Consider the following 22548-nt stretch of genomic DNA (forward strand, 5'->3'; position numbering starts at 1 on the left):
GGTATCCTTGGATTGATCGAGGACTATTCGGCCATTCGACCGATATCATCCACCTTGTGCTGTAGTGAGATGCGGTCGAGCGTTTCGAACGGGAGGCTTGCAAAGGCGGTGATACGGTTGCGCAGCAATCCGTAGGCCTGCTGGAATGCCAGCTGCTTTTGCGCGTCGGTTCCTTCAACTTTGACCGGATCGGGCAGACCCCAATGCGCGCTTATCGGTTGTCCTGGCCAAGCGGGGCAGGCCTCGTTCGCCGCGTGGTCGCAGACGGTAAAGACAAAATCCATCTTTGGGGCATCAGCAGCGGCAAATTCTTCCAGTGATTTTGAGCGGAGCGAGGTCGTGTCGTAGTCTTTTTGCTTCAAGAGTTCCAAAACGATTGAATTTGGTCCGTCCGATGGTGCCGTTCCTGCCGAATAAGCGCGAAACAAGCCGTTACCTTCATTGTTCAGGATGGCTTCCGCCATGATCGAACGGGCCGAGTTTCCGGTGCAGAGGAAAAGCGCATTCATTACGCGGTCAGGGGACGCCATAACGGGGTCATCCGAGGGTTGCATGCACAAATCAGGACGATTTTGACAGCAACCGCCCAGCAACTCATCAAACAGCCCGCGCACCGCTGGTAAGTTGGCGGCATATTGCAATGATGTCCCGCTGCGCGACTGCTGGATCAGCCCGGCGGATTTCAATGCATTCAGGTAGGTTGACGCAGTATTGGGTTTCAGCGCTAAAGCCTCGGCAATCTGACCCGCAGCAACGGAATCTGGATAGCGACGCATCAACAGCCGGAACAGATCCAGCCGCTTGGGATGTGCGAGTGCGTTCAGCCTGTCATGAATCTCTATTTCCATAATTCATGAAATATGGAAATAGAAAGGACTCGTCAATCCTGAAACCACCAGACCTGTGGCATATATTCTGGCCCATCGCCATAAATTGGCAGAGTGTCGGGTTGTTTCAGCTCTTTGACATGGGCGATACGGCCGACATCAAAGCTCCAGATAGGAATAACATAGCGACCCGCTGTCAGAACACGATCCAGCGCGCGCGTTGCTGCAACAAAATCCTCGTGGCTTTCCGAGGCCAGCATCGCGTCGATCAGCCCGTCCACGGCGGGCGAGGTCAGGCCCATAACATTCCGCGTCCCGGGAGCATTTGCGTTTTCGCTGCCCCAATACAGACGTTGTTCGTTGCCTGGCGAGAGCGACAGCGCACGACGGAACGGGGTCATGTCAAAATCTTGCGCATCGATGCGTGAAGTATATTGCGCGTCATCTACTTTCTCGACTGTCAACTGGATACCCAGGCGTTCGAGGGCGCGGGCGTAGATTTCCGCGATCACGCCGACATCCTGCACCACATTCAGGCTGCCCTGGCTGATGACCAGATCAATCACAAACGGCTCACCGCTGGCGTTGCGAAGCTGGCCGTCCTGAATGGTCCATCCGGCCTCTTCCAGCAGTTTAAGCGCTTTGCGGATATTTCGGCGGTTGCGTTCGGTTCCATCGCTTTGAGGCAATTCATATCCATCCAGCGTGCCCGGTGCCAACTCGGCGGCGTAAGGTTGAAGCAATTCCTCGACACGACCAGTGGCCGGTCCGGGTTGCATCCCCAATTCCGAACCCGAGAAATAGGAGGTGATCCTGGGCTGCGCCCCGCCTGTAATGGTGTCGTTGATGAACTCGAAGTTGAAGGCCAGCGTCAGCGCCTCGCGTACGCGCCAGTCATCGAATGGCGCCTTGCGTGTGTTCATGACAAAGCCGGTCATGCCCGATGGTTTTTGATGGGGAATTTCCGTCTTCACAACATCACCGCGCTGAACCGCTGGGAAGTTGTACTGCGTGTTCCATTTATCCGCGTTGAATTCACGAACGGCCGAAAGCTCGCCAGCTTTGAACGCTTCAAACGCGACTGTGCCGTCGCCGTAGAACTCAATCCGCATGTCATCCAGATTCATCGTGCCCTTGCGGTAGGGGATATCGGCACCCCAATAGTCAGGATTGCGACGCAGGTTCACATAGCGGCCAGCCTCATAGTCATCGATTACGTATGGTCCGGAACCGATGGGTATATCGTGTAGTTGAGCGTCAGCGAACGACTTTCCCTCCCACTGCGCTTTTTGCAGGATCGGGCGCATTCCGGCGATCAGGGCCAGTTCGCGATCCGGTTCGTTAAAGGTGATCCGTACGCTGCGCGGTCCAGTCTGTTCAATGCTATCAATCTTGCCCCACAGCCCGCGATATCGCAGGTGGCCTTCGGTGCCCAGTGTCTCATACGACCAGATCACGTCATCGACAGTGACCGGCGATCCATCCGAGAATTCAGCATTTTCGCGCAGCGTGAATTCGACCCAGGTTCGGTCCGAATCCGTCTCAACTGATTCGGCTAACAACCCGTAAAGAGTGAAAGGTTCGTCCCAGGAGCGGCCCATCAGGCTTTCATGCGTCCAAAATCGCAACTGCCACGGCGCGGTGCCTTTTTGCACAAACGGGTTCAGACTGTTATAGCCGCCGGTATTGCCAAATACGACCTTGCCGCCCTTGGGCGCGTCAGGATTTGCGTAGGGTAGCGACACAAAATCCGGTGGTAGGGCCGGGTCACCATACATAGCTATGCCATGGGCCGATTCTGCTGACGCCATTGAGGCGGCGAAAATACAGGTGATTCCCACAATCGCGGGACGAAGGGGGCGGAGATAATCGGGGCTCATTTTGGAAACAATCCTGCTCTGGCCTTATTTTGTTTGGGATTCACCGTAGCCATGATTTTTCTTATTATCAAACTTTTAGCTTGGACGAGGGCGTGGAATTGCTTATAAAGGTTCTACTGCTCGATAGGTTTCTTGCCTGTATGAAACCTGCCTCAATAACTTAACGCCCGCTTCGTGCGGGCGTTTTTTTTGGCAAAACTCGTGCGGGCGCGCGGATCAGATCATTCCCCGTTTTCTTTGCAGGTGCAGCATGGCACTGTGTTTGAGAAACAAAAACTCATAAGGAGAGTGCCATGAGTCTGTCGGGCAAAACAGCCGTCGTCACGGGGTCGAATTCGGGGATTGGGCTGGGCATCGCGCGTGAGCTGGCGAAGGCCGGGGCGGATGTGGTGCTGAATTCGTTCACCGACCGGGATGAAGATCATGCGCTGGCCACCGAGATTGGCAAAGAGACGGGAACCAACGCGCGCTACATCAAGGCAGATATGTCCAAGGGCGATGAATGCCGTGCACTGATCGAACAGGCAGGTGCTTGTGACATTCTGGTGAACAACGCCGGCATTCAGCATGTGGCTCCGATCGATCAGTTTCCGTCGGACAAATGGGATGCGATCATCGCGATCAACATGAATTCGGTCTTTCATACGATGGCGGCAGCGCTTCCGAAGATGCGCGCGGCGGGTTGGGGGCGGATCGTGAATATTGCCTCGGCTCACGGTCTGACGGCCTCGCCCTACAAGGCGGCTTACATCGCGGCAAAGCATGGTGTCGTCGGGATGAGCAAGACCGTGGCGCTGGAGACTGCGCAGGAGCCGATCACCTGCAATGCTATTTGTCCGGGATACGTACTGACTCCATTGGTTGAGGCGCAAATTCCCAACACGATGAAAGAGTACAATATGAGCCGCGAGGATGTGGTGAAGAACATCCTGCTGGAGCGGCAGCCATCGAAGGAGTTTGCCACGGTCGAGCAGCTGGGCGGAACTACGATCTTCTTGTGCTCGGATGCAGCGGCACAGATCACAGGAACGACGATATCCGTGGATGGGGGATGGACGGCATTGTGAGGGACCATGGGGGCTCTGCCCCCATACCCCCGAGGTATTTCTGGCCAGATGAAGAGGCGGAACCATGAAACGGATCAATCTGGCATTGCAGGGCGGTGGGGCGCATGGCGCGTTTACCTGGGGTGTACTGGATCGATTGCTGGATGAAGAGGATATCGAGGTTGCCGCGATCACTGGGACTTCGGCCGGCGCGCTGAACGGGGCAGCGTTCAAATCTGGGATGGTGCATGCAGGGCGCGAGGGCGCGCGGGCGTGTCTGGATGGGCTTTGGAAACGCATGGGTGCCGTCGGCGATATGCGAATTGCCCATTGGATGCGGGGCATTGAGCCTGCTCATGTTGCACAAGCGTTGGAGTACTCCGTTCCGTTCTCGATGGCCGAAGCATGGTCGCGGCTGGTATCGCCTTACGCTTATGGGCCGTTTTATCGCAATCCGCTCACCCCGGTTGTGGATCGGTTCAACTTTGATGAGATTTGTGCAGACGAAGGGCCCGCGCTGTTTGTCTGCGCGACCTGTGTGCGCAGCGGCAAGATTCGCGTTTTCACAGGCGAGGAGATTTCGACCGATGCGATTCTGGCCTCGGCCTGCTTGCCGAACCTGTTTCAGGCGGTTGAGATCTATGACCCGAAATCCGAGCGGACCGAAGCGTATTGGGATGGCGGCTATACCGGAAACCCGGCGCTTTATCCGTTGTTCGGTGGGGAATTGCCAGATGATGTGGTGATTGTGAACATCAACCCGCTGGAACGCGATGAGGTGCCTAAAACGCCGCAGCAGATTCAGAACCGGATCAATGAGATCAGTTTTAACTCATCGTTGTTTCGCGAGCTGCGTGCGATCAATTTCGTTCAACGGCTTCTGGCCGAAGGCAAGCTGAAGGCTGGTGAGATGAGCCGGGTGCTGGTGCATATGATCGCTGATGACGCCTTGATGAACGACCTTTCAGCGGCCACCAAGATCGTGCCAAACCCGGTTGTGCTGAACCGGTTGAAACAGTCCGGCCGCGATGCGGCGGAGCAGTTTCTGAGCGTGCATAAGGACGATCTGGGTCAGCGGAGCACGGTCGATTTGCCGGCAATGTTTGGTTGATTATTCAGGCGGCTGGGTTGGGTCTTTGTCATTCGGGTAAACCAGACCTGCTGAGATCACCAGCTTGGCTGCATCCTCGATGGACATATCCAGCAGGATCACATCCTCTGCGGGGAAAAACAACAGGAACCCGGATGTGGGGTTTGGAGTTGTCGGGACAAACACGCTTAGCAACTCGCCCCCGGTTTCGGCGCGATCGCTCACTTCACCGCGCGCTGTTGTCGAGACGAAGCCGATTGCCCAGATGCCCCGGCGCGGATACTGGATCAGGCAGGCTTTTTCGAAAGACCGCTCGGTCTGGGCGAACACAGTTTCCGAGATTTGCTTGATCCCGGAATAAACCGAACGGACCACGGGCATGCGGTCGACGACACTCTCGGCGAAATGGATCAGAGAACGGCCCAGAATGCCCTTTGCGATCCAGCCGACGATAATCGTGAACAGCAGGAATATGACCACGCCAACGCCGCGCAGGTTGATGCCGACATATTCCGAGGGTTGGAACCGTTGCGGGATCAGGGGCAGGACGGCGCTGTCGATCCAGCCAACCACAGACCAGATCAACCAGATGGTCAGCCACACCGGAGCAATGACGACGATACCAGTCAGAAAGGACGCGCGTAGCCGGGAGAACAGGCCGGGGCGTCGGTGGGGTTCTTCGTCAAACGGAGTGTTCATTGCGGTCCTGAGTGGTTTGCGGAATTAGGTAAGCAGTCCGGGCGCTTGGTGCAATAGCTGGGGTCAGTGGGCTGATTCCATCAGCGCACGCGCGATGGCCGCTGCCAGTCGGGCGTTGTTGCGTACCAATGCGATGTTGGCGGTAAGCGAACGGCCCTCGGTCTGTTCATAGATACGCTGCAGCAGATAAGGCGTGACGCCTTTGCCGGTGATGCGGTGCGCCTCGGCGTCTGCCTGGGCAGAGGCGATGATCGGGGCCAATTCCTCGGACGGGATTTGGTCGGCTTGCGGGATCGGGTTAGCGACCAACTGACCACCCGGCAGCCCCAACGCACGCCGTGTTGCGTGGGCTTTTGCTATGTCAGCGGCATCATCCATGCGCAGCGGGGCTGCCAAGGGTGATTTTGCGGACCAGAAGGCCGGGAACTCGTCCTGTCCGTGGGCGATGACGGGGACGCCGAGCGTTTCCAGAACTTCAAGCGTTTTGGCGAGGTCGAGGATGGCTTTAGCCCCGGCCGCGACCACAGTCACCGGGGTCTGCGCGAGCTCGTGCAGGTCGGCGGAGATGTCGAAGGAGGTTTCGGCCCCCTGATGCACCCCACCAATGCCTCCGGTGGCGAAGACCTCAATGCCTGCATAATGTGCGGCGATCATTGTTGCGGCGACGGTGGTGGCCCCGGTGCCGCCTGTGGCGAGGCAGGCGGCCATGTCAGCGCGTGACAGTTTGGCGACGCCTTGCGCCTGACCCAATGCGCTCAGCTGGTCGGCTTCGAGGCCGACGTGCAAAACTCCGTCAATAACGGCAATCGTTGCTGGAACGGCGCCCGCATCGCGGATGTCTTGTTCAACCTGTGCCGCGACCTCGATGTTCTGGGGGTAGGGCATGCCATGGGTTATGATGGTGCTTTCCAATGCCACGATCGGTTGGCCCGCATCCTTGGCGGCGCGGACCTCTGCAGAATAATGAATGGTGATCACAGTGGGGTTTCTCCGGAAACATAGGTTGCAGCGGCGTGCAGGGCGCGGGTGAGGGCCGCGTCGTTCTCAGCGCCATTCGCCTCGGCCGCGATATGGGCGGCCATGAAAGTGTCGCCCGCGCCGGTCACGCGGGTGACCAGAACGGAAGGGGGTGTTTGGGTCAAGACGGCGTCAGCATCCCCGACGGTGGCCGAGTTGCCGCCATCGGTCACAAGAACCCGCAACGCGCCACGGTCCAGCAGGCCTTTGGCGGCGCTCTCGGAATCGGTGAACTCGCGCTGGCAAAGCAGTCCGGCCTCTTCGAGATTCACATAGAGCGTTGCACGGGCGTGTTTGAGGAAGGGCAGCAGCCGTTCTGCCTTGCCGGGCGAGGCCGGGGCGACGCGCAGGTCGGCTTTGGCAAAGGCGGGGCTTTGGGCGATCTCTTCAAGCAAGGTAAGCGTCAGGTTACCATCCAGCGCGATGGGCCCTTCGAATGGCGTATTTTCATAGCCCAGCGGACCATGCATCAAGGGACGCAGGATTTTGGCTCCGGCAGCTTCTAGCGAATGGGCGTCGGCTATGGCGGCGATCAGCCCGTTGGCTCCTTCAACCGCCATATATCTGTCGGTCGGCAGGTCTTGCGAGCGATAGATGTGATCGGTGACCATCCCCAAACGCGCGCAGGACCGGACCAGTTCATCCCCTTCAGCGTCGCGGCCAATTGCGGTCAGTAGAGTTGGGGTCATTCCGAACCGCACCAGCGTCATGGCGATGTTCATGGCGACGCCACCCGGCAGGCGAGTAATGCGGCCGGGTACATCCGAGCCCTGTCGCATGGCGCTGGCCGAGCGTCCGATCACGTCCCAAAGGACCGAGCCGATGCACAAAATTTCTCTGTTCTTGTTCATGCCTTGTGTCATGCCGCAGCCCCGACGCGGGTGCAAGGGTTAACGCTCGCATCCCTCAGCGCATTGCGGCAATCAGAGAGTTCAGCGCCTCCAACGGGTTATCTTGCGACCAGATTTCCTCTCCGATGCCGAAGAAATCGGTGCAGGGGGTGAGGTCTCGGATCAGATCGGACGTCAGGCCGCCCTCGGCCACGACGGGAACCTCGATCATTTCGGACCACCATTGGAACAGGTCCTTTTCGGCCTGAGTGCCATCGCCCAGCGTGGCGGAACCAACCGGGCCAAAGGCCACGTAATCCGCGCCACTTTCACCAGCAGTCATCCCGTCATGACTGGAAGACCCGCAAAAACTGCCGACAATCGCATCCGCGCCCAGCTCCTTGCGGGCTGCCCTGACAGACCGCGCGCCGTCATCCAGATGCACCCCGTCCAGACCCAACCGCTGCGCCAGCAATACATGGTTGGAAATCACGATGGCTACATCGCGCGCATGCGCAACTTCGCGGCAAGCATCGGCGGCGCGCGCGATGGTATCTTCGTCGCTTCCAGCCAAGGCGAGGCGGATACATGCAATTTCAGACCCGTCCAATACGTGGCCCAATTGATCAGGGAATGTACTCAGCGCGATGGTAGGAGGCGTGATCAGGTAAATCTGCGGCTGCTCGGGGGTGTCCATGGCGCGTCCTTCGGGTTTGTCATCTTTCGCGCGGTTTAGCGGATTGCGCGGGGGAAGCAAACTTTTATGCCGGCTACGTACCCTTTTGCGAACAGAAGACGCCGGGCCGACTTGCCCTCGACCCATGCGGCCATTAGAGCAAGCGGAGTTTTTCGGAGTTAGCCATGCCCAGCGATACATCACAGCCGTCTTTTGTTCTGGTGCGCCCTCAGATGGGTGAGAACATCGGTGCTGCCGCGCGGGCGATGTGGAACTTTGGGCTGGATCGGATGCGGATCGTGGCACCGCGCGACGGCTGGCCCAACCCCAAGGCGGTGGCGATGTCCAGCGGGGCCGGGCGGCTTTTGGATGAGGCGCAGTTATTTGACGATCTGGCGGGCGCGCTGGAGGACACCACCTTTGTCTTCGCCACCACAGCGCGGCAACGTGGGTTGACCAAGCCTGTCTATAGCCCGGAGCGCGCAATGCAGCTTGCATCGCAGAAAGTGGCGGTGGGCGAAAAGGTCGCTGTTCTGTTTGGCCCGGAACGGGCAGGGCTTGAGAATGAGGATATCGCCAAGGCCAATGCGATTATCTCGGTGCCAGTGAATCCGGAATATGCGTCGTTGAACCTCGGGCAGTGCGTTCTGCTGACCGCCTACGAATGGATGCGCCAGACCGGGGATGTCGTGCATGAGGCAACTGATCTGGGCAAGGGCGATTGGGCGACCGGGATCGAGGTTGAAAAGTTGGTTGAGCATTATGAGGACCGTCTGGAACAGGCCGGGTTCTTTTATCCGCCGGAAAAAGCCGAAGGAATGAAGGTGAACCTGCGCAATCTGTGGTCGCGGATGCGGTTGACACGGGCCGATGTACAGATGCTTCACGGGATCATGCGGCAGATGGTCCGCTGGAAAGACAAAAGCTGAGGCTGGACCTATCTTCCGCCAAACCATAGCTTGCGACGAAATCAGGACATGAGGACAGCATGAGCGGTAAGCGCAGCATCTTCGAAGAGGTCTCGGACAGCGAAAAACAACAGGCCGTCCAACCCGGTATGATCGACCGGGGGCGTGGCGGTGCGCGAGCCGCGATCCGGGTTTGGCTGATGATCCTGTTCGCGCTGGTCGTGATCATGATTGCCGTGGGCGGGCTCACGCGGCTGACCGACAGTGGTCTATCGATCATCGAATGGCGACCTATTACGGGTGCGATCCCGCCGATGAACGCTGCCGACTGGCAAGCCGAATTCGATAAATACAAGCAGATTGACCAGTGGCGCATTCAGAACCAATGGATGGAGCTGGATGATTTCAAAACCATCTATTGGTGGGAATGGGGCCATCGCCAGTTGGGCCGCGTGATAGGATTGGTTTGGGCCGTTGGATTTATCGGTTTCCTTGTGACCCGCAAGATTCCGACAGGATGGGCTGGTAAGCTGCTGATCCCCGGCCTGCTTGGCGGTGTTCAGGGTGCTGTAGGCTGGTGGATGGTCGCCTCGGGCGTCACACAGGGTGAAGGCATGACCGCCGTTGCCAGCTATCGTCTGGCAACGCATCTTGGCTTGGCCTTCGTGATCCTCGGCTTTCTTGCCTGGTACATCTTTGAACTTGGCCGTGACGAACGCGACCTGATGCAGGCCCGCCGCGCGAAAGAGGCTAAGCTTTTCTCGATATCGACCGGACTGCTGCACTTCACCTTCCTGCAAATCCTCATCGGTGCGCTGGTGGCTGGGATCGACGCGGGGAGGTCCTACACTGACTGGCCCCTGATTGGCGGTCAGTTGCTGCCGCCCGATGCGGCCATGCTGGAACCGATGTGGCGTAACTTCTTTGAAAGTCCCGGTCTGGTGCAGTTTATCCACCGTTGCGTCGGCTATCTGCTCTTTATTTTCGCCATCATAGTCTGGCGGCGCGGTGGCAGCAGCGCGCACCCACAGACCCGCTTTGCCTTCAACGCCATGTTCGCGGCTTTGTCACTGCAAGTGGTCGTGGGCATCATCACAGTCGTCTATGCGGCACCTTGGCAGATCGCCATTTTCCACCAGTTCATAGCCGTGGTCGTCTGGACACTGATCCTGCGCGCCCGCTTCCTGACAGCTTACCCTATCGCAACATCTGTGCGCGGAGCATGATCCCATGACAGCATACAATGACCTGATGGCCTTTCAGCGCGAAACCTCGGCCCTGGGCCAGATTGCCGGTAGGCTCGGCTGGGACCAGGAAACGGTGATGCCGCGCGGTGCCGCGCCGCAACGGGCCGAGGAAATGGCAGCGATCGAGGCTGTATTGCATGCTCGCCGCTCTGACCCTCGCGTTGCCGAATGGTTGGAGCAGGCCGCACCGCAAGATGAGGTCGGCAAGGCACAACTGCGTGAAATACGCCGCGCCTATGACCGCGCGGTGAAGGTGCCCGCCGATCTGGCGACGGCGATTGCACGCGTGACATCCGCCGCGCAGGGCACATGGGCGCAGGCGCGAGCGGACGAAGAGGTCTCAGCCTTCCTGCCGGTGCTGGAAGAAGTTGTCTCGCTGAAACGGCAAGAAGGTGAAGCGCTGGCACAGGGTGGCGACGTTTATGATGCGATGGTTGAGGATTACGAGCCCTACACAACCGGCGCTCAGATCGCCGCGATCTTTGACGAAATGCGCCCACGTCTGGTGGCTCTTCGCGCCGCCGTTCTGGATCGCCCGGAACCTGTCGCGCTGACCGGCAACTTTGACGAACTGACCCAGATGCGCCTGACGCAGAAACTGGCCACGACATTCGGCTATGACCTGAACAATGGCCGCGTCGACAAGGCTGTGCATCCGTTCAGCTCGGGCAGCGGGCTGGACGTTCGGATCACCACCCGCACCAGCGAGACCGATCCGTTCAACTGCTTTTACTCGACCATTCACGAGGTTGGCCACGCCGCCTATGAGCAGGGCATCGACCGCGATTACCTGCTGACCCCGCTGGGACGTGGTGTGTCGATGGGTGTGCATGAAAGCCAAAGCCGGATTTACGAAAACCAGCTGGGCCGCTCGCGCGCCTTTACCGGATGGCTGTTTGACCAGATGAAAGAGGCGTTCGGTGATTTTGGAATCGCCGATGCAGATGCGTTCTATGCCACAGTCAACCGCGTCCACAACGGCTATATCCGGACCGAGGCGGATGAGGTGCAGTACAATCTGCACATCATGCTGCGGTTTGATTTGGAACGCGCACTGATGGCCGGTGACTTGCAGGTCGGCGACCTTGAAACCGCCTGGAACAACCGTTTCAAAACAGATTTTGGTTATGCGGTCGACAAGCCCTCGAACGGGTGTTTGCAGGATGTGCATTGGTCGGTTGGTCTGTTTGGCTATTTCCCGACCTATTCGCTGGGCAATGTCTACGCGGGATGCCTGTATCAAGCACTGCGCGCAGCAATTCCCGGACTTGAGGGGCAGTTGGCTGCTGGCGATACCTCGAGGGCCACCGGTTGGCTTCGAGAGCATGTGCAGCAGCATGGAGGACTGTACGCGCCCCGCGAAATCATCCAGCGCGCCAGTGGGGTGGAACCAGGGCCGGAGCCGCTGTTGGCTTATCTGGAGCAGAAGTTCGGGGCGTTGTACGGGCTTTGAGGCGTGTTCGTGGCGCTCCGGCGTTACACTGGTCCTGATGACGGTACCATTTCGATACGCAAGGCAACAGCGGCGAAGAAAAGGCCGCTTCCTGCCAATACAAATACGTGCCAGATGGTGTTGTGGTAGGGCAGCCAGTCCAGAAGGTAGAATACCACGCCTGCGGTATAGATGATGCCTCCGGCGATCATCAAAGTAAGGGTAAGGGGTGAAAGTTCGGCCAACATGGATTGTCCGGCCCAAACCGCGGCCCATCCCATCAGAAGATACAGCGCCAGCCCGAACCAGCGGAAGCGGTTCGGGTCGATCATCTTCAGAACAGAGCCCAGCGTCGCAGAAGACCACAGCCCCAGTAAAAGCCCCGGAGGTTGCGAAGCCGAGAGCAGCAGGAACGGCGTATAAGTTCCTGCGATCTTCACGTAGATACCCGAGTGATCAAGGCGGCGCAGAAACTCTGCCCACTCATCATGCTCGATCATGTTGTAGAGCGCCGAGAACGTCAGCATCAAAACCAGAGTTATTCCATAGATCGAGGCGCCCAAAACCGCCGCCGGGTCTGACCGATAGAAGACTGTCATGATGATCAGCATAGGCGCTGCGATCACCGCCGAAGAAACACCCAGCACATGAACAACACCGTCACTTATTCGTTCAGCACGGCTGTAGGCAGGTCGGATATGGGCGAATGACCACATATCGAAATGCTAGGCGCGCCGGGTCTGCTGGGGCAAGCCCAGCCCCGTGCCGTTGGCAGGAACGTGACCCTGAGTAACAAAAACGCCCGCAATACGGGCGTTTTGTTACACTTCTGTAGTGCTTTGTTATTCCTCGGCTTCTTCGTCACCCTGGTCGGCGATCCAGGCCACACTAACGACTTCTTCGCCTTTGCCGGTGTTGAATACCCGCACACCACCCGCGCTGCGGGAGCGGAACGAGATGCCCTCGACCGGCACCCGGATCGATTGGCCCTTCGAGGTAGCCAGCATGATCTGATCGTCGATTTCTACGGGGAAGGAGGCAACCAGTTCGCCGCCGCGCATGGCTTTGTCCATCGCCGCAACGCCCATGCCACCGCGACCGCGGACCGGGTAATCATGACTGGAGCTCAGCTTGCCCGCGCCGCCCGACGTGATGGTCAAGATCAGGTTCTCGGCTGCCGACATCTCGGCATAGCGTTCCTGCGTGATACTGCCAGGCGCGGCTTCGTCCTCGTCCGTTTCGCCGTCATCCGCAATGCCCGCGACTGCGCGGCGCATCTTGAGGTAGGCGGCGCGCTCGTCCGGGTCGGCCTCGAAATGGCGAATTACGGACATCGAGACGACACGGTCGCCATTGCTCAGCCTGATGCCGCGCACACCGGTAGATTCGCGCGAATTGAAAACGCGCACATCAGTGGTCCGGAAGCGGATCGCACGGCCCGAATTGGTGACCAGCATCACGTCTTCATCTTCTGAACAGATGCGGGCGTTTACCAGTTCCACATCCTCGGGCAGTTTCATCGCGATCTTGCCATTGCGGCGAACGTTCGTGAAATCTGACAGACGATTGCGGCGGACATCACCTGCACTGGTGGCGAAGACGATTTGCAGGTTCTCCCACTCTTCATCCGGCACATCCACGGGCATGATCGCCGCGATCGAGACACCGGTCGGGATCGGCAGGATGTTGACGATCGCCTTGCCCTTACCGGTCCGGCTGGATTGCGGCAGACGCCAGGTCTTGAGCTTGTAGACCATGCCTTCGGTGGTGAAGAACAGCAGTTGCGTATGCGTGTTCGCCACGAAGAGATTGGTGACAACATCCTCTTCCTTGGTCTGCATACCCGACAGGCCTTTGCCGCCACGCTTTTGCGCCCGGAAATCGGCCAGCGGGGTGCGTTTGATGTAGCCGCCTGAGGTGACAGTCACGACCATATCTTCGCGTTCGATCAGGTCTTCGTCTTCCATATCACCGGACCAGTCAACGATCTCGGTGCGGCGGTCGACCGCGAACTGCTCGCGCACGCTGCGTAGCTCATCGGCGATGATGCCCATGATGCGCTCACGCGAAGACAGAATATCCAAGTATTCCTTTATCTTGTCGGCCAGTTCTTCCAGTTCGTCCGTGACTTCCTTGACACCCAGTTGGGTCAGACGCTGCAGCCGCAGTTCGAGAATGGCGCGGGCCTGTACCTCGGTCAGGTTATAGGTGCCGTCGTCATTCATCTTGGACAGCGGATCGTCGATCAGGCGTAGATAGCCTTCGATCTCGGATGCAGGCCAGCGGCGGGTCATCAGTTTCTCGCGCGCTTCAGCAGCGTCTGCCGACGAGCGGATCGTGGCAACCACTTCGTCAACATTCGAAACGGCCACGGCCAGACCACACAGAATGTGACTGCGCTCACGCGCCTTGCGCAAGTCATAGGCTGTGCGGCGGGCAACAACATCTTCGCGGAAGTCGATGAACGAGGTCAGGAAGCGGCGCAGGGTCAGCTGTTCAGGCCGACCACCGTTCAACGCCAGCATGTTGCAACCAAATGAGGTCTGCATCGGCGAGAAGCGGTAGAGCTGGTTCAGCACCACTTCGGGCGTTGCATCGCGTTTCAGTTCGACCACGACACGCACACCATTGCGGTCGGATTCGTCCTGTACGTGGCTGACGCCTTCGATGCGTTTTTCACGCACGGCTTCGGCGATCTTTTCGATCATCGAGGCTTTGTTCACCTGATAGGGGATCTCGTCCACAACGATGGCGTACCGATCCTTGCGCAGCTCTTCTACGCGGGTCTTGGCGCGGATGATAACGCTGCCACGGCCTTCAAGGTACGCTTTGCGCGCACCTGAGCGGCCCAGCATCACACCGCCAGTCGGGAAGTCGGGGCCGGGCACATACTCGATCAGTTGCTCTGATGTCAGATCCGGGTCGTCGATCAGCGCCAGCGTGGCATCGACCACTTCGCCCAAGTTATGCGGTGGGATGTTGGTTGCCATACCCACGGCAATACCACCGGCACCATTGACCAGCATGTTCGGGAAACGGGCGGGTAGGACGGTCGGCTCTTTGTCTTTGCCGTCATAGTTGTCCTGAAAATCGACGGTTTCTTTTTCGATATCGGCCAATAGGGACGCGGCGGGCTTGTCCATCCGTACTTCGGTGTAACGCATCGCCGCCGGGTTATCGCCGTCCATTGAGCCAAAGTTGCCCTGACCATCAAGCAGCGGCAGCGACATCGAGAAATCCTGCGCCATCCGCACCAGCGCGTCATAGATCGCACTATCACCATGCGGGTGGTACTTACCCATCACGTCGCCAACCGGACGGGCCGACTTGCGATAGGACTTGTCATGAGTGTTCCCGGTCTCATGCATCGCGTAGAGAATACGCCGATGCACCGGTTTCAGCCCATCGCGCAGATCGGGGATCGCACGGCTGACAATGACCGACATCGCATAGTCCAGATAGGACGTGCGCATTTCGGATTCGATGGATACCGTCGGGCCGTCATAAACGGGGCGCTCGGGCGGGGTTTCGTCCATGTTTTCAGGGATTTCTGGCGTATCGCTCACGTAGGCTGCCCGTGTCTTGTTCTTGATCTATATCTTGTGGATGCACCTTATCAGACCCGGCATATAAGGTGCAAGCAAGCAACCGTTCCCCGGCCAAATTAGGTCGGTAACACCTGAGTAACATATTGTTATCTAAGTATTAGGACAGTTCCGTGTTACTCTGAGTAGACCTTGTAACAAGATTGGAGGTCTGCATGGCGCAAAGTGAAACTGAACTCATGCTTAAGGGGTACGGGCTGACCACGGCGGAATTTTTCTACCACATGCCCGACTATATTCACGTACTGAACACGTTTATTTGGCAGGATTACGACCTTGCTCCGGACCATCCGAAGCTGTTCGAATTCGTAGAATTCTGGCAGAAAGAGATTGAAGGTCCGCTGCACTCGGTCAGGTTCACGCACCGTAAAATGATCGCGCCTGGGGAATGGCGCAACATGGTGGGTGAGTTTCGGGTGAACTAGCCCTCAGGCCGAACAACTCGCGCCGCCCAATACACAGAATTTGGCGCAGTGCGGGTGGTTCAGATGCACGTCGGCCTCGGCCTCTTCAAGGGTTTCGCCCAATTCAAACTCCGGTGAATAAGGCAGCAGCGTACAGGCCAGCACTACCGGGCGCTCGGCGCCTTTGCGTTTGACGACCATACGCGAGCTGGCGCACATCACCGCATCGGGGGATTTGTCCAGGATGCCCCAGCAAGCGGCTGTAATTTCAGGAACTTCAACTGTTTCGTCCATCTCGGGAAACAAAACTGTTTGGCCCGGATTTTGAGCATCAATGTCAAAGCCGTGCTTGGCAAAGAATGCTGCATACCCCGCGCGGCTTTCAGCGTCGCTATCCCCCCAGACTGAGCGCCCGGCAATTGCCATCCTAAAGCCGTTATCCCGCAACCACTCCATCCCCGTCAGAGTTTTGGCAAAACTGCCTTTGCCGCGTTCTTCGTCATGCAGATCGGGGCGGTAGTGGTCGACGGAGACACGCAGCGTCAGTTTTTCTGCGTAGTCGCGCTGTAATTCCAGCAAACCCTCGCGCATTTTGCGGCGCATCATCGGCCGCATTGCATTGGTCAGGATCAAAACTTCGTACCCACGCTCTAGCGCGACGCGCGTCATCTCGATCATCTCGGGGTTCATGAAGGGCTCACCACCAGTAAAGCCTATCTCGCGGATCGGCCATTGGCGCTGTTCGATCTGATCCAGATAGTCGCGGACTTCGTCGGCGGTGATGTAAACCAGAGCATCGTTGGTTGGGCTGCTGGCGATATAGCAGTTTACGCACTCGATGTTGCACAGCGTTCCGGTGTTGAACCAAAGGGTTTCGGGATGAGTCAGCGCAACGGACGCGCGCGTTTGCCCGTCTGCTGTCACCAAACTGTTCTGAAACTTCCCGATATTCGCAGCCTGTAGGGCGTTGTCTTTCATTCCGGCATCCGGTTCTGTGCTTGTGCCAAACCGACTTAACCGTTCGTGCCGGTTTAGTTAAGAGCATCTACCCCTCGCTGACAGAGTTTTGATGTGGGAAGAAAGTTGCTGATTGGTTGCGCTAACATTGGACATGCCCCAAGCGGCAAGGTAAGGAAAAGCCATGGTTTCTCGTGTCATACCTGTTGACCCATTTGATCTGGTCATATTCGGCGGAACCGGCGATCTGGCACAGCGCAAGATCGTTCCGGCCCTGTTTCGGCGTTACTGCGCCGGGCAGTGGCCCGAGGCCACCCGGATCATCGGCGCAGCGCGGGGCGCTCTGAGCGTTGATGGCTTTCGCGAGATGGTGGCCGAATCGTTGCGCCAGCACGCACCGAAGCGGGCAAAAGATCAGGAGGCTGTGAACGGTTTTCTTCAGCGCGTGGAGTATGTCCCGCTTGACGCTTTGTCCGAAGATGGTTGGGCCCAGTTGGCCGAAATGCTGAATGCGGATCGTATCAGGGCCTTCTATTTCTCGGTAGGCCCCCGTTTGTTTGGCCCGCTGGCCGAACAAATCAGGGCGCACAATCTCGCCACCCCGCAAACCCGCATCGTCGTCGAAAAGCCTTTTGGGCACGATCTGGAAAGTGCACGCGCGTTGAATGCGACACTGGCGGCGCATTTTGACGAAGGGCAAATCTATCGGATCGATCATTATCTGGGTAAGGAAACCGTTCAGAATCTGATGGCCGTTCGGTTCGGCAACATGCTGTTCGAACCGCTTTGGAACAGCCAGTATGTCGATCACATTCAGATCACTGTGGCCGAGACCGTCGGCATTGACGGTCGTGAAGAATATTACGAGCGCGCCGGCGCCATGCGCGACATGATGCAGAACCATCTGATGCAGCTTTTGTGTCTGATCGCGATGGAACCACCCGCAAAATTTGATCCGGACGCGGTGCGCGATGAGAAACTCAAGGTCATACGCGCGTTGGATTCGGTTGAGCCGCACCATATCGTACGAGGTCAGTTTGCAGGCGGTGCCGATGGCCGGGGGTATCGTGAAGTTGTCGGCAATCAAAGGTCGACGACGGAAAGCTACATCGCATTGCGCGCGCATATCAGCAATTGGCGTTGGGCGGGCACACCGTTCTATCTGCGCACGGGCAAAGAGCTGGTGGCGCGGTCCTCGGTCATCAATGTGATGTTCAAGGATGCTCCGCATTCGATTTTTGGCGAAGAGGCCGGGCGTCATGCGAATGCTCTGTCGATCCGGTTGCAGCCCAATGAAGGCATCACTTTGAAAGTGACAATCAAAGAGCCGGGGCAGGGAGGCATGCGTCTGGTTGACGTTCCGCTGGACATGAGCTTTGCCGAAGCGCTTGGGCCTGAAAACCAGGACCCACCCGACGCTTATGAGCGGCTGGTGATGGATGTCATTCGCGGCAACCAAACCCTGTTCATGCGCGGCGATGAAGTAGAAGCCGCATGGGCCTGGACCGATCCGATTATCGCGGGCTGGGAGGCGCGCGGTGATGTTCCCAAACCCTATGAAAACGGCAGCACCGGCCCGGGCGACGCCGAGCTGCTGATGAAACGAGACCACCGCCGCTGGCAAGGAATAAATCCATGAATATCAAAGAATACGCCGATCGCGACATGCTGGCGATTGATGTCGCGAATGCATTGGCCGGAGATCTTGAGGCCGCATTGCTACATCATGATACTGTCTCGTTGGCCGTTCCGGGCGGAACCACACCGGGGCCGATCTTTGATGGATTGTGCGCTGCTGATCTGGAATGGGATCGTGTGCACATACTGCCGACCGATGAAAGATGCGTGCCGGGTGATCACGAGCGTTCGAACGAGAGGTTGATCCGGGAACGGTTGCTGACCAGTCGCGCATCCATTGCACAATACATTCCGCTCTATGTTGCGGAACATGAGCCTGAGGCGGTTTTACCCGAGATCGAAAGCCTGATTAACCCGCATCTGCCGCTATCGGTTCTGGTGCTGGGAATGGGTGAGGACATGCATACCGCCTCGCTCTTTCCGGGGATGCAGGGCTTGTCTGCTGCTCTGAACAACAACGCCCCGACACTGGCGGTAGCGCGGACCGACGTGCAGCCCGAAGCGCGTATCACGCTGACGGGTCCGGTTCTGGACGGCGCTTTGTCCAAGCATCTCGTCATATTCGGAGAAACTAAACGGAATGCCCTGGATCGTGCCATGTCACTACCACCCGAGGAAGCTCCGATCGCGGCCGTGCTCAGCGGCATGACCGTACATTGGGCGGAGTAATCACGATGCAGCTGGATCAATTGAACTCACTCGCAGCCACACAGACGGGCCGTCGGATACTCGATCTGTTTGACGCCGATCCAAACCGGGCGCAGGGTTTCTCTGCTTCGACCGGAGATCTGCTGTTTGACTATTCGAAGACACAAATCGACGAAGATATCCGCACGGCACTGATCCAGCTTTGCGATCAAGTCGAATTGGCAGAGCGTCGGGCCGCGATGTTCTCCGGTGAAAAGATCAACGAAACCGAAGGCCGGGCTGTATTGCATACCGCGCTACGCAATCTCGACGGAGGCCCGGTCGAGGTCGATGGTCAGGATGTAATGCCGGACGTACTGGGCACTTTACAGCGAATGCGCGTCTTTGCCGAAGAAGTGCGTGGCGGGGCGATCAAAGGGGCAGGGGGCAGCTTTACGGATGTGGTCAACATTGGCATCGGTGGCTCGGACCTTGGGCCGGTGATGGCGACGCATGCCTTGGCACCTTATCACGACGGGCCAAGGCTGCATTATGTCTCCAACGTGGATGGTGCGCATATTGCGGATACGCTGCGCCCGCTTGATCCGACACGGACTCTGGTGATTGTCGCTTCGAAGACCTTTACGACCATCGAGACGATGACCAATGCACGCACGGCGCGGGCTTGGATGGTCGATGGTGGTGGTGATCCGGCGCGGCAATTCGCAGCGGTCTCCAGCGCTGTTGACAAGACTCAGGCCTTCGGGATTCCCGAGTCGCGGGTGTTTGGCTTCGCGGATTGGGTCGGCGGGCGGTACTCGGTCTGGGGGCCGGTCGGACTGCCGGTAATGATCGCCGTTGGCTCGAACGCGTTTGACGCGTTTCTACGCGGCGGTCAGGCGATGGATCTGCACTTTCAATCCGCCGAATGGGCAGAAAACCTGCCAGTTATGCTGGCGCTTGTGGGGGTCTGGCATCGTCAGGTGCTTGGGCATGCCAGCCGCGCAGTTCTGCCATATGATCAGCGTCTGCTGCGCCTGCCTGCCTATTTCCAACAGCTTGAGATGGAATCGAACGGCAAATCCGTCGCGATGGATGGCAGCGCGCTGACCATGCCTTCAGGACCGGTCGTCTGGGGCGAACCCGGCACCAATGGACAGCACGCCTTTTATCAGTTGATCCATCAGGGCACCGATGTGATTCCCTGCGAATTCATGGTTGCAGCAAACGGGCATGAGCCGGAACTGGCCCATCATCATCGCCTTCTATTGGCTAATTGCTTGGCCCAGTCCGAAGCGCTAATGCGGGGTCGGTCGCTGGATGTTGCACGCGCACGCATGGCCGAAAAGGGCCTGACAGGCGACGAGTTGGAGCGTCAGGCACGCCATCGTGTGTTTTCGGGCGACCGCCCGTCAACCACGCTGATCTATCCGCAGCTTACCCCGTTTGTGCTGGGTCAAATCATTGCGCTTTATGAACACCGTGTGTTTGTCGAAGGCGTGCTGCTTGGAATCAACTCGTTCGATCAGTGGGGTGTTGAGCTGGGCAAGGAACTGGCAACGTCTCTGGGACCGATCGTGGACGGTGAGGTCAGCGCCGATGGCAAAGATGGCTCGACCTCGGCGCTGGTTGGATACGCATTGCGACATCGCGGTTGACGCGGCACCCTGCCGCACTCTCTTATTGTCAGACAATTGAATTCTTGGCAGGGTTGTTGCCAAGACATAACGGCGCGGCCAAGCGCTGACGATGGGAGGAATGTCCATGCTGGGACAGATGATGACGCAGCCTTTGCTGATTTCGTCGCTGATTGAACATGCTGAACGTTATCACGGGCAGACCGAGATCATCTCGGTCGAGACGGACGGAACCGTGACCGAGACCAATTGGTCCGGGATCGCGCAGAACGCCCGACGGATGGCTTCGGCGTTGGAAAAGCTGGGGCTGCAACCGCAGGATCGCGTGGGCACGCTGGCCTGGAATAACCGCCGCCACCTTGAGATCTACTATGCGGTGTCCGGCGCGGGCTTTGTCTGCCACACGATCAACCCGCGTCTGTTTCCCGAACAACTAACCTATATCATCAACCACGCGCAGGACCGGGTCCTGTTTTTCGATGCGACCTTCCTGCCTTTGGTCGCCGCGCTGCAAGAGCATCTGACTGAGGTGCAGTACTATGTGCTGATGGGTGCGCGGGACGAGGCTGCGCTGTCTCAGGTGCCGGGGTTGGTTTTTTATGACGAGATGATTGAAACCGGTGATACAGACTACGCGTGGCCCAGCTTTGATGAAAACACTGCCTCCAGCCTCTGTTATACTTCGGGTACCACTGGGAACCCCAAAGGCGTTCTCTATTCCCACCGCTCTACAGTTCTGCATAGCTTCGCGTCGAACACGCGCGACGTAATCGGCTATTCCGCCATGGATGTGGTGATGCCGGTGGTGCCAATGTTCCACGTCAACGCTTGGGGCTCGCCCTATGCCAGCGCTATGTCTGGTTCGCGAATGGTGATGCCGGGGCCGGGATTGCATGGCGAGGCATTGGTCAATCTGATCGACACATATGGCGTCACGCTGGCGATGGGCGTACCGACCATTTGGCAAGGTCTGCTGGCCCATGCCGCGACATGCGGGACCAAGTTGAAAAGCCTCAATCGTACTGTAATCGGTGGTGCGGCATGCCCGCCCTCAATGATTGAAACGTTCCGCGAAACCTATGGCGTCGATACCGTCCACGCCTGGGGCATGAGCGAAATGAGCCCGCTGGGCACGACGAATTATCCGATGGCCAAACATCTGGACATGCCCATCGAAGCGCAACACAAGCTGCGCGAAAGCCAGGGCCGCCCGCCCTTTGGGGTTGAACTGAAAATTGTTGATGATGATGGCAACGATCTTCCTCATGACGGCGAAACGCAGGGCGATCTGATGGTGCGCGGCCATTGGGTTCTGGACAGTTATTTCCACATGCAGGACGAGGACTTATTGCAAGAAGGCTGGTTCGCGACTGGCGACGTTGCAACACTGGACCCAGATGGGTTCATGACCATCCGCGACCGGTCGAAGGACATCATCAAATCGGGGGGTGAATGGATCAGCTCTGTCGAGTTGGAGAATATCGCGGTCGCACACCCTCAGCTAGCGACGGCTGCCGTTGTGGGCGTGCCGCATCCGAAATGGGACGAACGCCCGCTCTTGGTAGCAGTGAAGGCCGAGGGCGAAGAACCGACCGAGCAGGATTTGTTGGCATTCTTCGACGGCAAAATCGCCAAATGGCAGGTGCCCGACAAGGTTGTGTTCGTCGACGCCTTGCCCCTTAACGCGACCGGAAAGGTCCTGAAGCGCACGTTGCGCTCGGATTTCAGTGATGCGCTGATGAGATAAGTGCCAGTCTGGGAAGAATGGCTCCGGCGGTAGGGATCGAACCTACGACCAATTGATTAACAGTCAACTGCTCTACCGCTGAGCTACGCCGGAACTGAGGGGCGTGTATCAACAGGTAAAGTGGAGGTCCAGATGCAAAAACGTTTTTTTGTGGGTGAAATGCACGGCCTCTCATCTAATTCGGAGGCGACACAGTGTGGACCTTCCCTAATAGCATAGCCAACGGCCTATTTGAGCCCGCTTCGACCAATGCTGCGCGATGCTCCAACGACATCAATGCG

General features: G+C 58.1%; 19 protein-coding genes and 1 tRNA gene. 10 read left to right on the forward strand and 10 right to left on the reverse strand.

The features are described 5' to 3' along the window. Positions 1 to 23: 23 nt before the first annotated feature. Together ACR0NM_RS04595 and ACR0NM_RS04600 are read right to left on the reverse strand one after the other, a co-directional pair. On the reverse strand, positions 24 to 848 hold the full coding sequence (locus ACR0NM_RS04595; protein ID WP_170421885.1) for an arsenate reductase/protein-tyrosine-phosphatase family protein: 825 nt from the start codon (positions 846 to 848) through the stop codon (positions 24 to 26). Between the two features lie 32 nt (positions 849 to 880). Further along, positions 881 to 2707, reverse strand: a complete 1827-nt coding sequence (locus ACR0NM_RS04600) for an extracellular solute-binding protein (protein ID WP_170626898.1) — start codon at positions 2705 to 2707, stop codon at positions 881 to 883. 293 nt (positions 2708 to 3000) lie between these two features. Here ACR0NM_RS04600 and ACR0NM_RS04605 point away from each other — a divergent pair, with 293 nt between their 5' ends. Next, complete coding sequence (locus tag ACR0NM_RS04605; RefSeq protein WP_170396905.1) at positions 3001 to 3774, forward strand: 3-hydroxybutyrate dehydrogenase; 774 nt, start codon at positions 3001 to 3003, stop codon at positions 3772 to 3774. 64 nt (positions 3775 to 3838) lie between these two features. Next, positions 3839 to 4864: a patatin-like phospholipase family protein gene (locus ACR0NM_RS04610; RefSeq protein ID WP_480613425.1), complete on the forward strand. Its 1026-nt coding sequence runs from the start codon at positions 3839 to 3841 to the stop codon at positions 4862 to 4864. On the opposite strand, the gene ACR0NM_RS04615 is transcribed toward ACR0NM_RS04610, so the two are convergent. The 4 genes from ACR0NM_RS04615 to ACR0NM_RS04630 all read right to left on the reverse strand — a co-directional run bounded on the left by ACR0NM_RS04615 (position 4865) and on the right by ACR0NM_RS04630 (position 8086). Continuing rightward, positions 4865 to 5542, reverse strand: a complete 678-nt coding sequence (locus ACR0NM_RS04615; RefSeq protein ID WP_170396909.1) for a DUF502 domain-containing protein — start codon at positions 5540 to 5542, stop codon at positions 4865 to 4867. A 63-nt stretch (positions 5543 to 5605) separates the two neighbouring features. Further along, the gene (locus ACR0NM_RS04620) at positions 5606 to 6520 is read right to left on the reverse strand and encodes a pseudouridine-5'-phosphate glycosidase (protein WP_170610888.1); all 915 of its coding nucleotides are present in this window, start codon (positions 6518 to 6520) and stop codon (positions 5606 to 5608) included. After that, positions 6517 to 7410 carry a PfkB family carbohydrate kinase gene (locus tag ACR0NM_RS04625; protein WP_480613427.1) on the reverse strand — a complete coding sequence of 298 codons (894 nt, stop codon included), beginning with the start codon at positions 7408 to 7410 and terminating at the stop codon, positions 6517 to 6519. Before ACR0NM_RS04625 ends, ACR0NM_RS04620 begins: the two co-directional genes overlap by 4 nt. A gap of 55 nt (positions 7411 to 7465) precedes the next feature. Beyond that, complete coding sequence (locus ACR0NM_RS04630; protein WP_170626905.1) at positions 7466 to 8086, reverse strand: thiamine phosphate synthase; 621 nt, start codon at positions 8084 to 8086, stop codon at positions 7466 to 7468. Between the two features lie 164 nt (positions 8087 to 8250). On the opposite strand from ACR0NM_RS04630, the gene ACR0NM_RS04635 reads away from it, so the two are divergent. From ACR0NM_RS04635 to ACR0NM_RS04645, 3 genes are read left to right on the forward strand one after another with little or no spacing between them, the layout of a single operon-like run. Next, the gene (locus ACR0NM_RS04635; protein WP_480613429.1) at positions 8251 to 8994 is read left to right on the forward strand and encodes an RNA methyltransferase; all 744 of its coding nucleotides are present in this window, start codon (positions 8251 to 8253) and stop codon (positions 8992 to 8994) included. A 59-nt stretch (positions 8995 to 9053) separates the two neighbouring features. Continuing rightward, positions 9054 to 10199, forward strand: coding sequence for a heme A synthase (gene ctaA, locus ACR0NM_RS04640; protein WP_480613431.1), 1146 nt, complete (start codon positions 9054 to 9056; stop codon positions 10197 to 10199). Between the two features lie 4 nt (positions 10200 to 10203). Next, entirely contained in the window at positions 10204 to 11673 is a 1470-nt protein-coding gene (locus ACR0NM_RS04645) for a carboxypeptidase M32 (RefSeq protein WP_480613433.1), read from the forward strand. Positions 11674 to 11696: 23 nt separating this feature from the next. Here ACR0NM_RS04645 and trhA read toward each other — a convergent pair whose 3' ends face one another. Together trhA and gyrA are read right to left on the reverse strand one after the other, a co-directional pair. Further along, on the reverse strand, positions 11697 to 12368 hold the full coding sequence (gene trhA, locus ACR0NM_RS04650) for a PAQR family membrane homeostasis protein TrhA (RefSeq protein ID WP_480613435.1): 672 nt from the start codon (positions 12366 to 12368) through the stop codon (positions 11697 to 11699). Between the two features lie 126 nt (positions 12369 to 12494). Continuing rightward, entirely contained in the window at positions 12495 to 15218 is a 2724-nt protein-coding gene (gyrA, locus tag ACR0NM_RS04655; RefSeq protein WP_170396932.1) for a DNA gyrase subunit A, read from the reverse strand. Positions 15219 to 15412: 194 nt separating this feature from the next. On the opposite strand from gyrA, the gene ACR0NM_RS04660 reads away from it, so the two are divergent. Next, positions 15413 to 15682, forward strand: coding sequence for an usg protein (locus tag ACR0NM_RS04660; protein ID WP_039535770.1), 270 nt, complete (start codon positions 15413 to 15415; stop codon positions 15680 to 15682). A gap of 3 nt (positions 15683 to 15685) precedes the next feature. Here ACR0NM_RS04660 and ACR0NM_RS04665 read toward each other — a convergent pair whose 3' ends face one another. Then, on the reverse strand, positions 15686 to 16639 hold the full coding sequence (locus tag ACR0NM_RS04665; RefSeq protein ID WP_170396933.1) for a radical SAM family protein: 954 nt from the start codon (positions 16637 to 16639) through the stop codon (positions 15686 to 15688). Positions 16640 to 16802: 163 nt separating this feature from the next. On the opposite strand from ACR0NM_RS04665, the gene zwf reads away from it, so the two are divergent. From zwf to ACR0NM_RS04685, 4 genes are all read left to right on the forward strand, one after another. After that, positions 16803 to 18257, forward strand: coding sequence for a glucose-6-phosphate dehydrogenase (zwf, locus tag ACR0NM_RS04670; RefSeq protein WP_480613438.1), 1455 nt, complete (start codon positions 16803 to 16805; stop codon positions 18255 to 18257). Continuing rightward, positions 18254 to 18925, forward strand: a complete 672-nt coding sequence (gene pgl / locus ACR0NM_RS04675) for a 6-phosphogluconolactonase (protein WP_480613440.1) — start codon at positions 18254 to 18256, stop codon at positions 18923 to 18925. The genes zwf and pgl overlap by 4 nt, the downstream gene beginning before the upstream one ends. 5 nt (positions 18926 to 18930) lie before the next feature. Continuing rightward, positions 18931 to 20541: a glucose-6-phosphate isomerase gene (gene pgi, locus ACR0NM_RS04680; RefSeq protein WP_480561434.1), complete on the forward strand. Its 1611-nt coding sequence runs from the start codon at positions 18931 to 18933 to the stop codon at positions 20539 to 20541. Between the two features lie 106 nt (positions 20542 to 20647). After that, positions 20648 to 22267: a long-chain-fatty-acid--CoA ligase gene (locus tag ACR0NM_RS04685; RefSeq protein ID WP_480613442.1), complete on the forward strand. Its 1620-nt coding sequence runs from the start codon at positions 20648 to 20650 to the stop codon at positions 22265 to 22267. Between the two features lie 18 nt (positions 22268 to 22285). Here the strand turns inward: ACR0NM_RS04685 and ACR0NM_RS04690 are convergent. Beyond that, positions 22286 to 22360 (reverse strand) — tRNA-Asn (locus ACR0NM_RS04690). Positions 22361 to 22548 lie beyond the last annotated feature (188 nt).

The sequence above is a fragment of the Ruegeria sp. AF2 genome, assembly GCF_056542025.1.

What these genes read in the sequence shown, in the direction of transcription:
- trhA (WP_480613435.1), bottom strand. Translation starts at nt 12,368, where the DNA reads ATGTGGTCATTCGCCCATATCCGACCTGCCTACAGCCGTGCTGAACGA.
- ACR0NM_RS04665 (WP_170396933.1), bottom strand. Translation starts at nt 16,639, where the DNA reads ATGAAAGACAACGCCCTACAGGCTGCGAATATCGGGAAGTTTCAGAAC.
- ACR0NM_RS04630 (WP_170626905.1), bottom strand. Translation starts at nt 8,086, where the DNA reads ATGGACACCCCCGAGCAGCCGCAGATTTACCTGATCACGCCTCCTACC.
- ACR0NM_RS04625 (WP_480613427.1), bottom strand. Translation starts at nt 7,410, where the DNA reads ATGAACAAGAACAGAGAAATTTTGTGCATCGGCTCGGTCCTTTGGGAC.
- ACR0NM_RS04595 (WP_170421885.1), bottom strand. Translation starts at nt 848, where the DNA reads ATGGAAATAGAGATTCATGACAGGCTGAACGCACTCGCACATCCCAAG.
- ACR0NM_RS04645 (WP_480613433.1), top strand. Translation starts at nt 10,204, where the DNA reads ATGACAGCATACAATGACCTGATGGCCTTTCAGCGCGAAACCTCGGCC.
- ACR0NM_RS04615 (WP_170396909.1), bottom strand. Translation starts at nt 5,542, where the DNA reads ATGAACACTCCGTTTGACGAAGAACCCCACCGACGCCCCGGCCTGTTC.
- pgi (WP_480561434.1), top strand. Translation starts at nt 18,931, where the DNA reads ATGCAGCTGGATCAATTGAACTCACTCGCAGCCACACAGACGGGCCGT.
- ACR0NM_RS04635 (WP_480613429.1), top strand. Translation starts at nt 8,251, where the DNA reads ATGCCCAGCGATACATCACAGCCGTCTTTTGTTCTGGTGCGCCCTCAG.
- zwf (WP_480613438.1), top strand. Translation starts at nt 16,803, where the DNA reads ATGGTTTCTCGTGTCATACCTGTTGACCCATTTGATCTGGTCATATTC.
- pgl (WP_480613440.1), top strand. Translation starts at nt 18,254, where the DNA reads ATGAATATCAAAGAATACGCCGATCGCGACATGCTGGCGATTGATGTC.
- ACR0NM_RS04660 (WP_039535770.1), top strand. Translation starts at nt 15,413, where the DNA reads ATGGCGCAAAGTGAAACTGAACTCATGCTTAAGGGGTACGGGCTGACC.
- ACR0NM_RS04600 (WP_170626898.1), bottom strand. Translation starts at nt 2,707, where the DNA reads ATGAGCCCCGATTATCTCCGCCCCCTTCGTCCCGCGATTGTGGGAATC.
- ACR0NM_RS04685 (WP_480613442.1), top strand. Translation starts at nt 20,648, where the DNA reads ATGCTGGGACAGATGATGACGCAGCCTTTGCTGATTTCGTCGCTGATT.
- ACR0NM_RS04610 (WP_480613425.1), top strand. Translation starts at nt 3,839, where the DNA reads ATGAAACGGATCAATCTGGCATTGCAGGGCGGTGGGGCGCATGGCGCG.
- ctaA (WP_480613431.1), top strand. Translation starts at nt 9,054, where the DNA reads ATGAGCGGTAAGCGCAGCATCTTCGAAGAGGTCTCGGACAGCGAAAAA.
- ACR0NM_RS04605 (WP_170396905.1), top strand. Translation starts at nt 3,001, where the DNA reads ATGAGTCTGTCGGGCAAAACAGCCGTCGTCACGGGGTCGAATTCGGGG.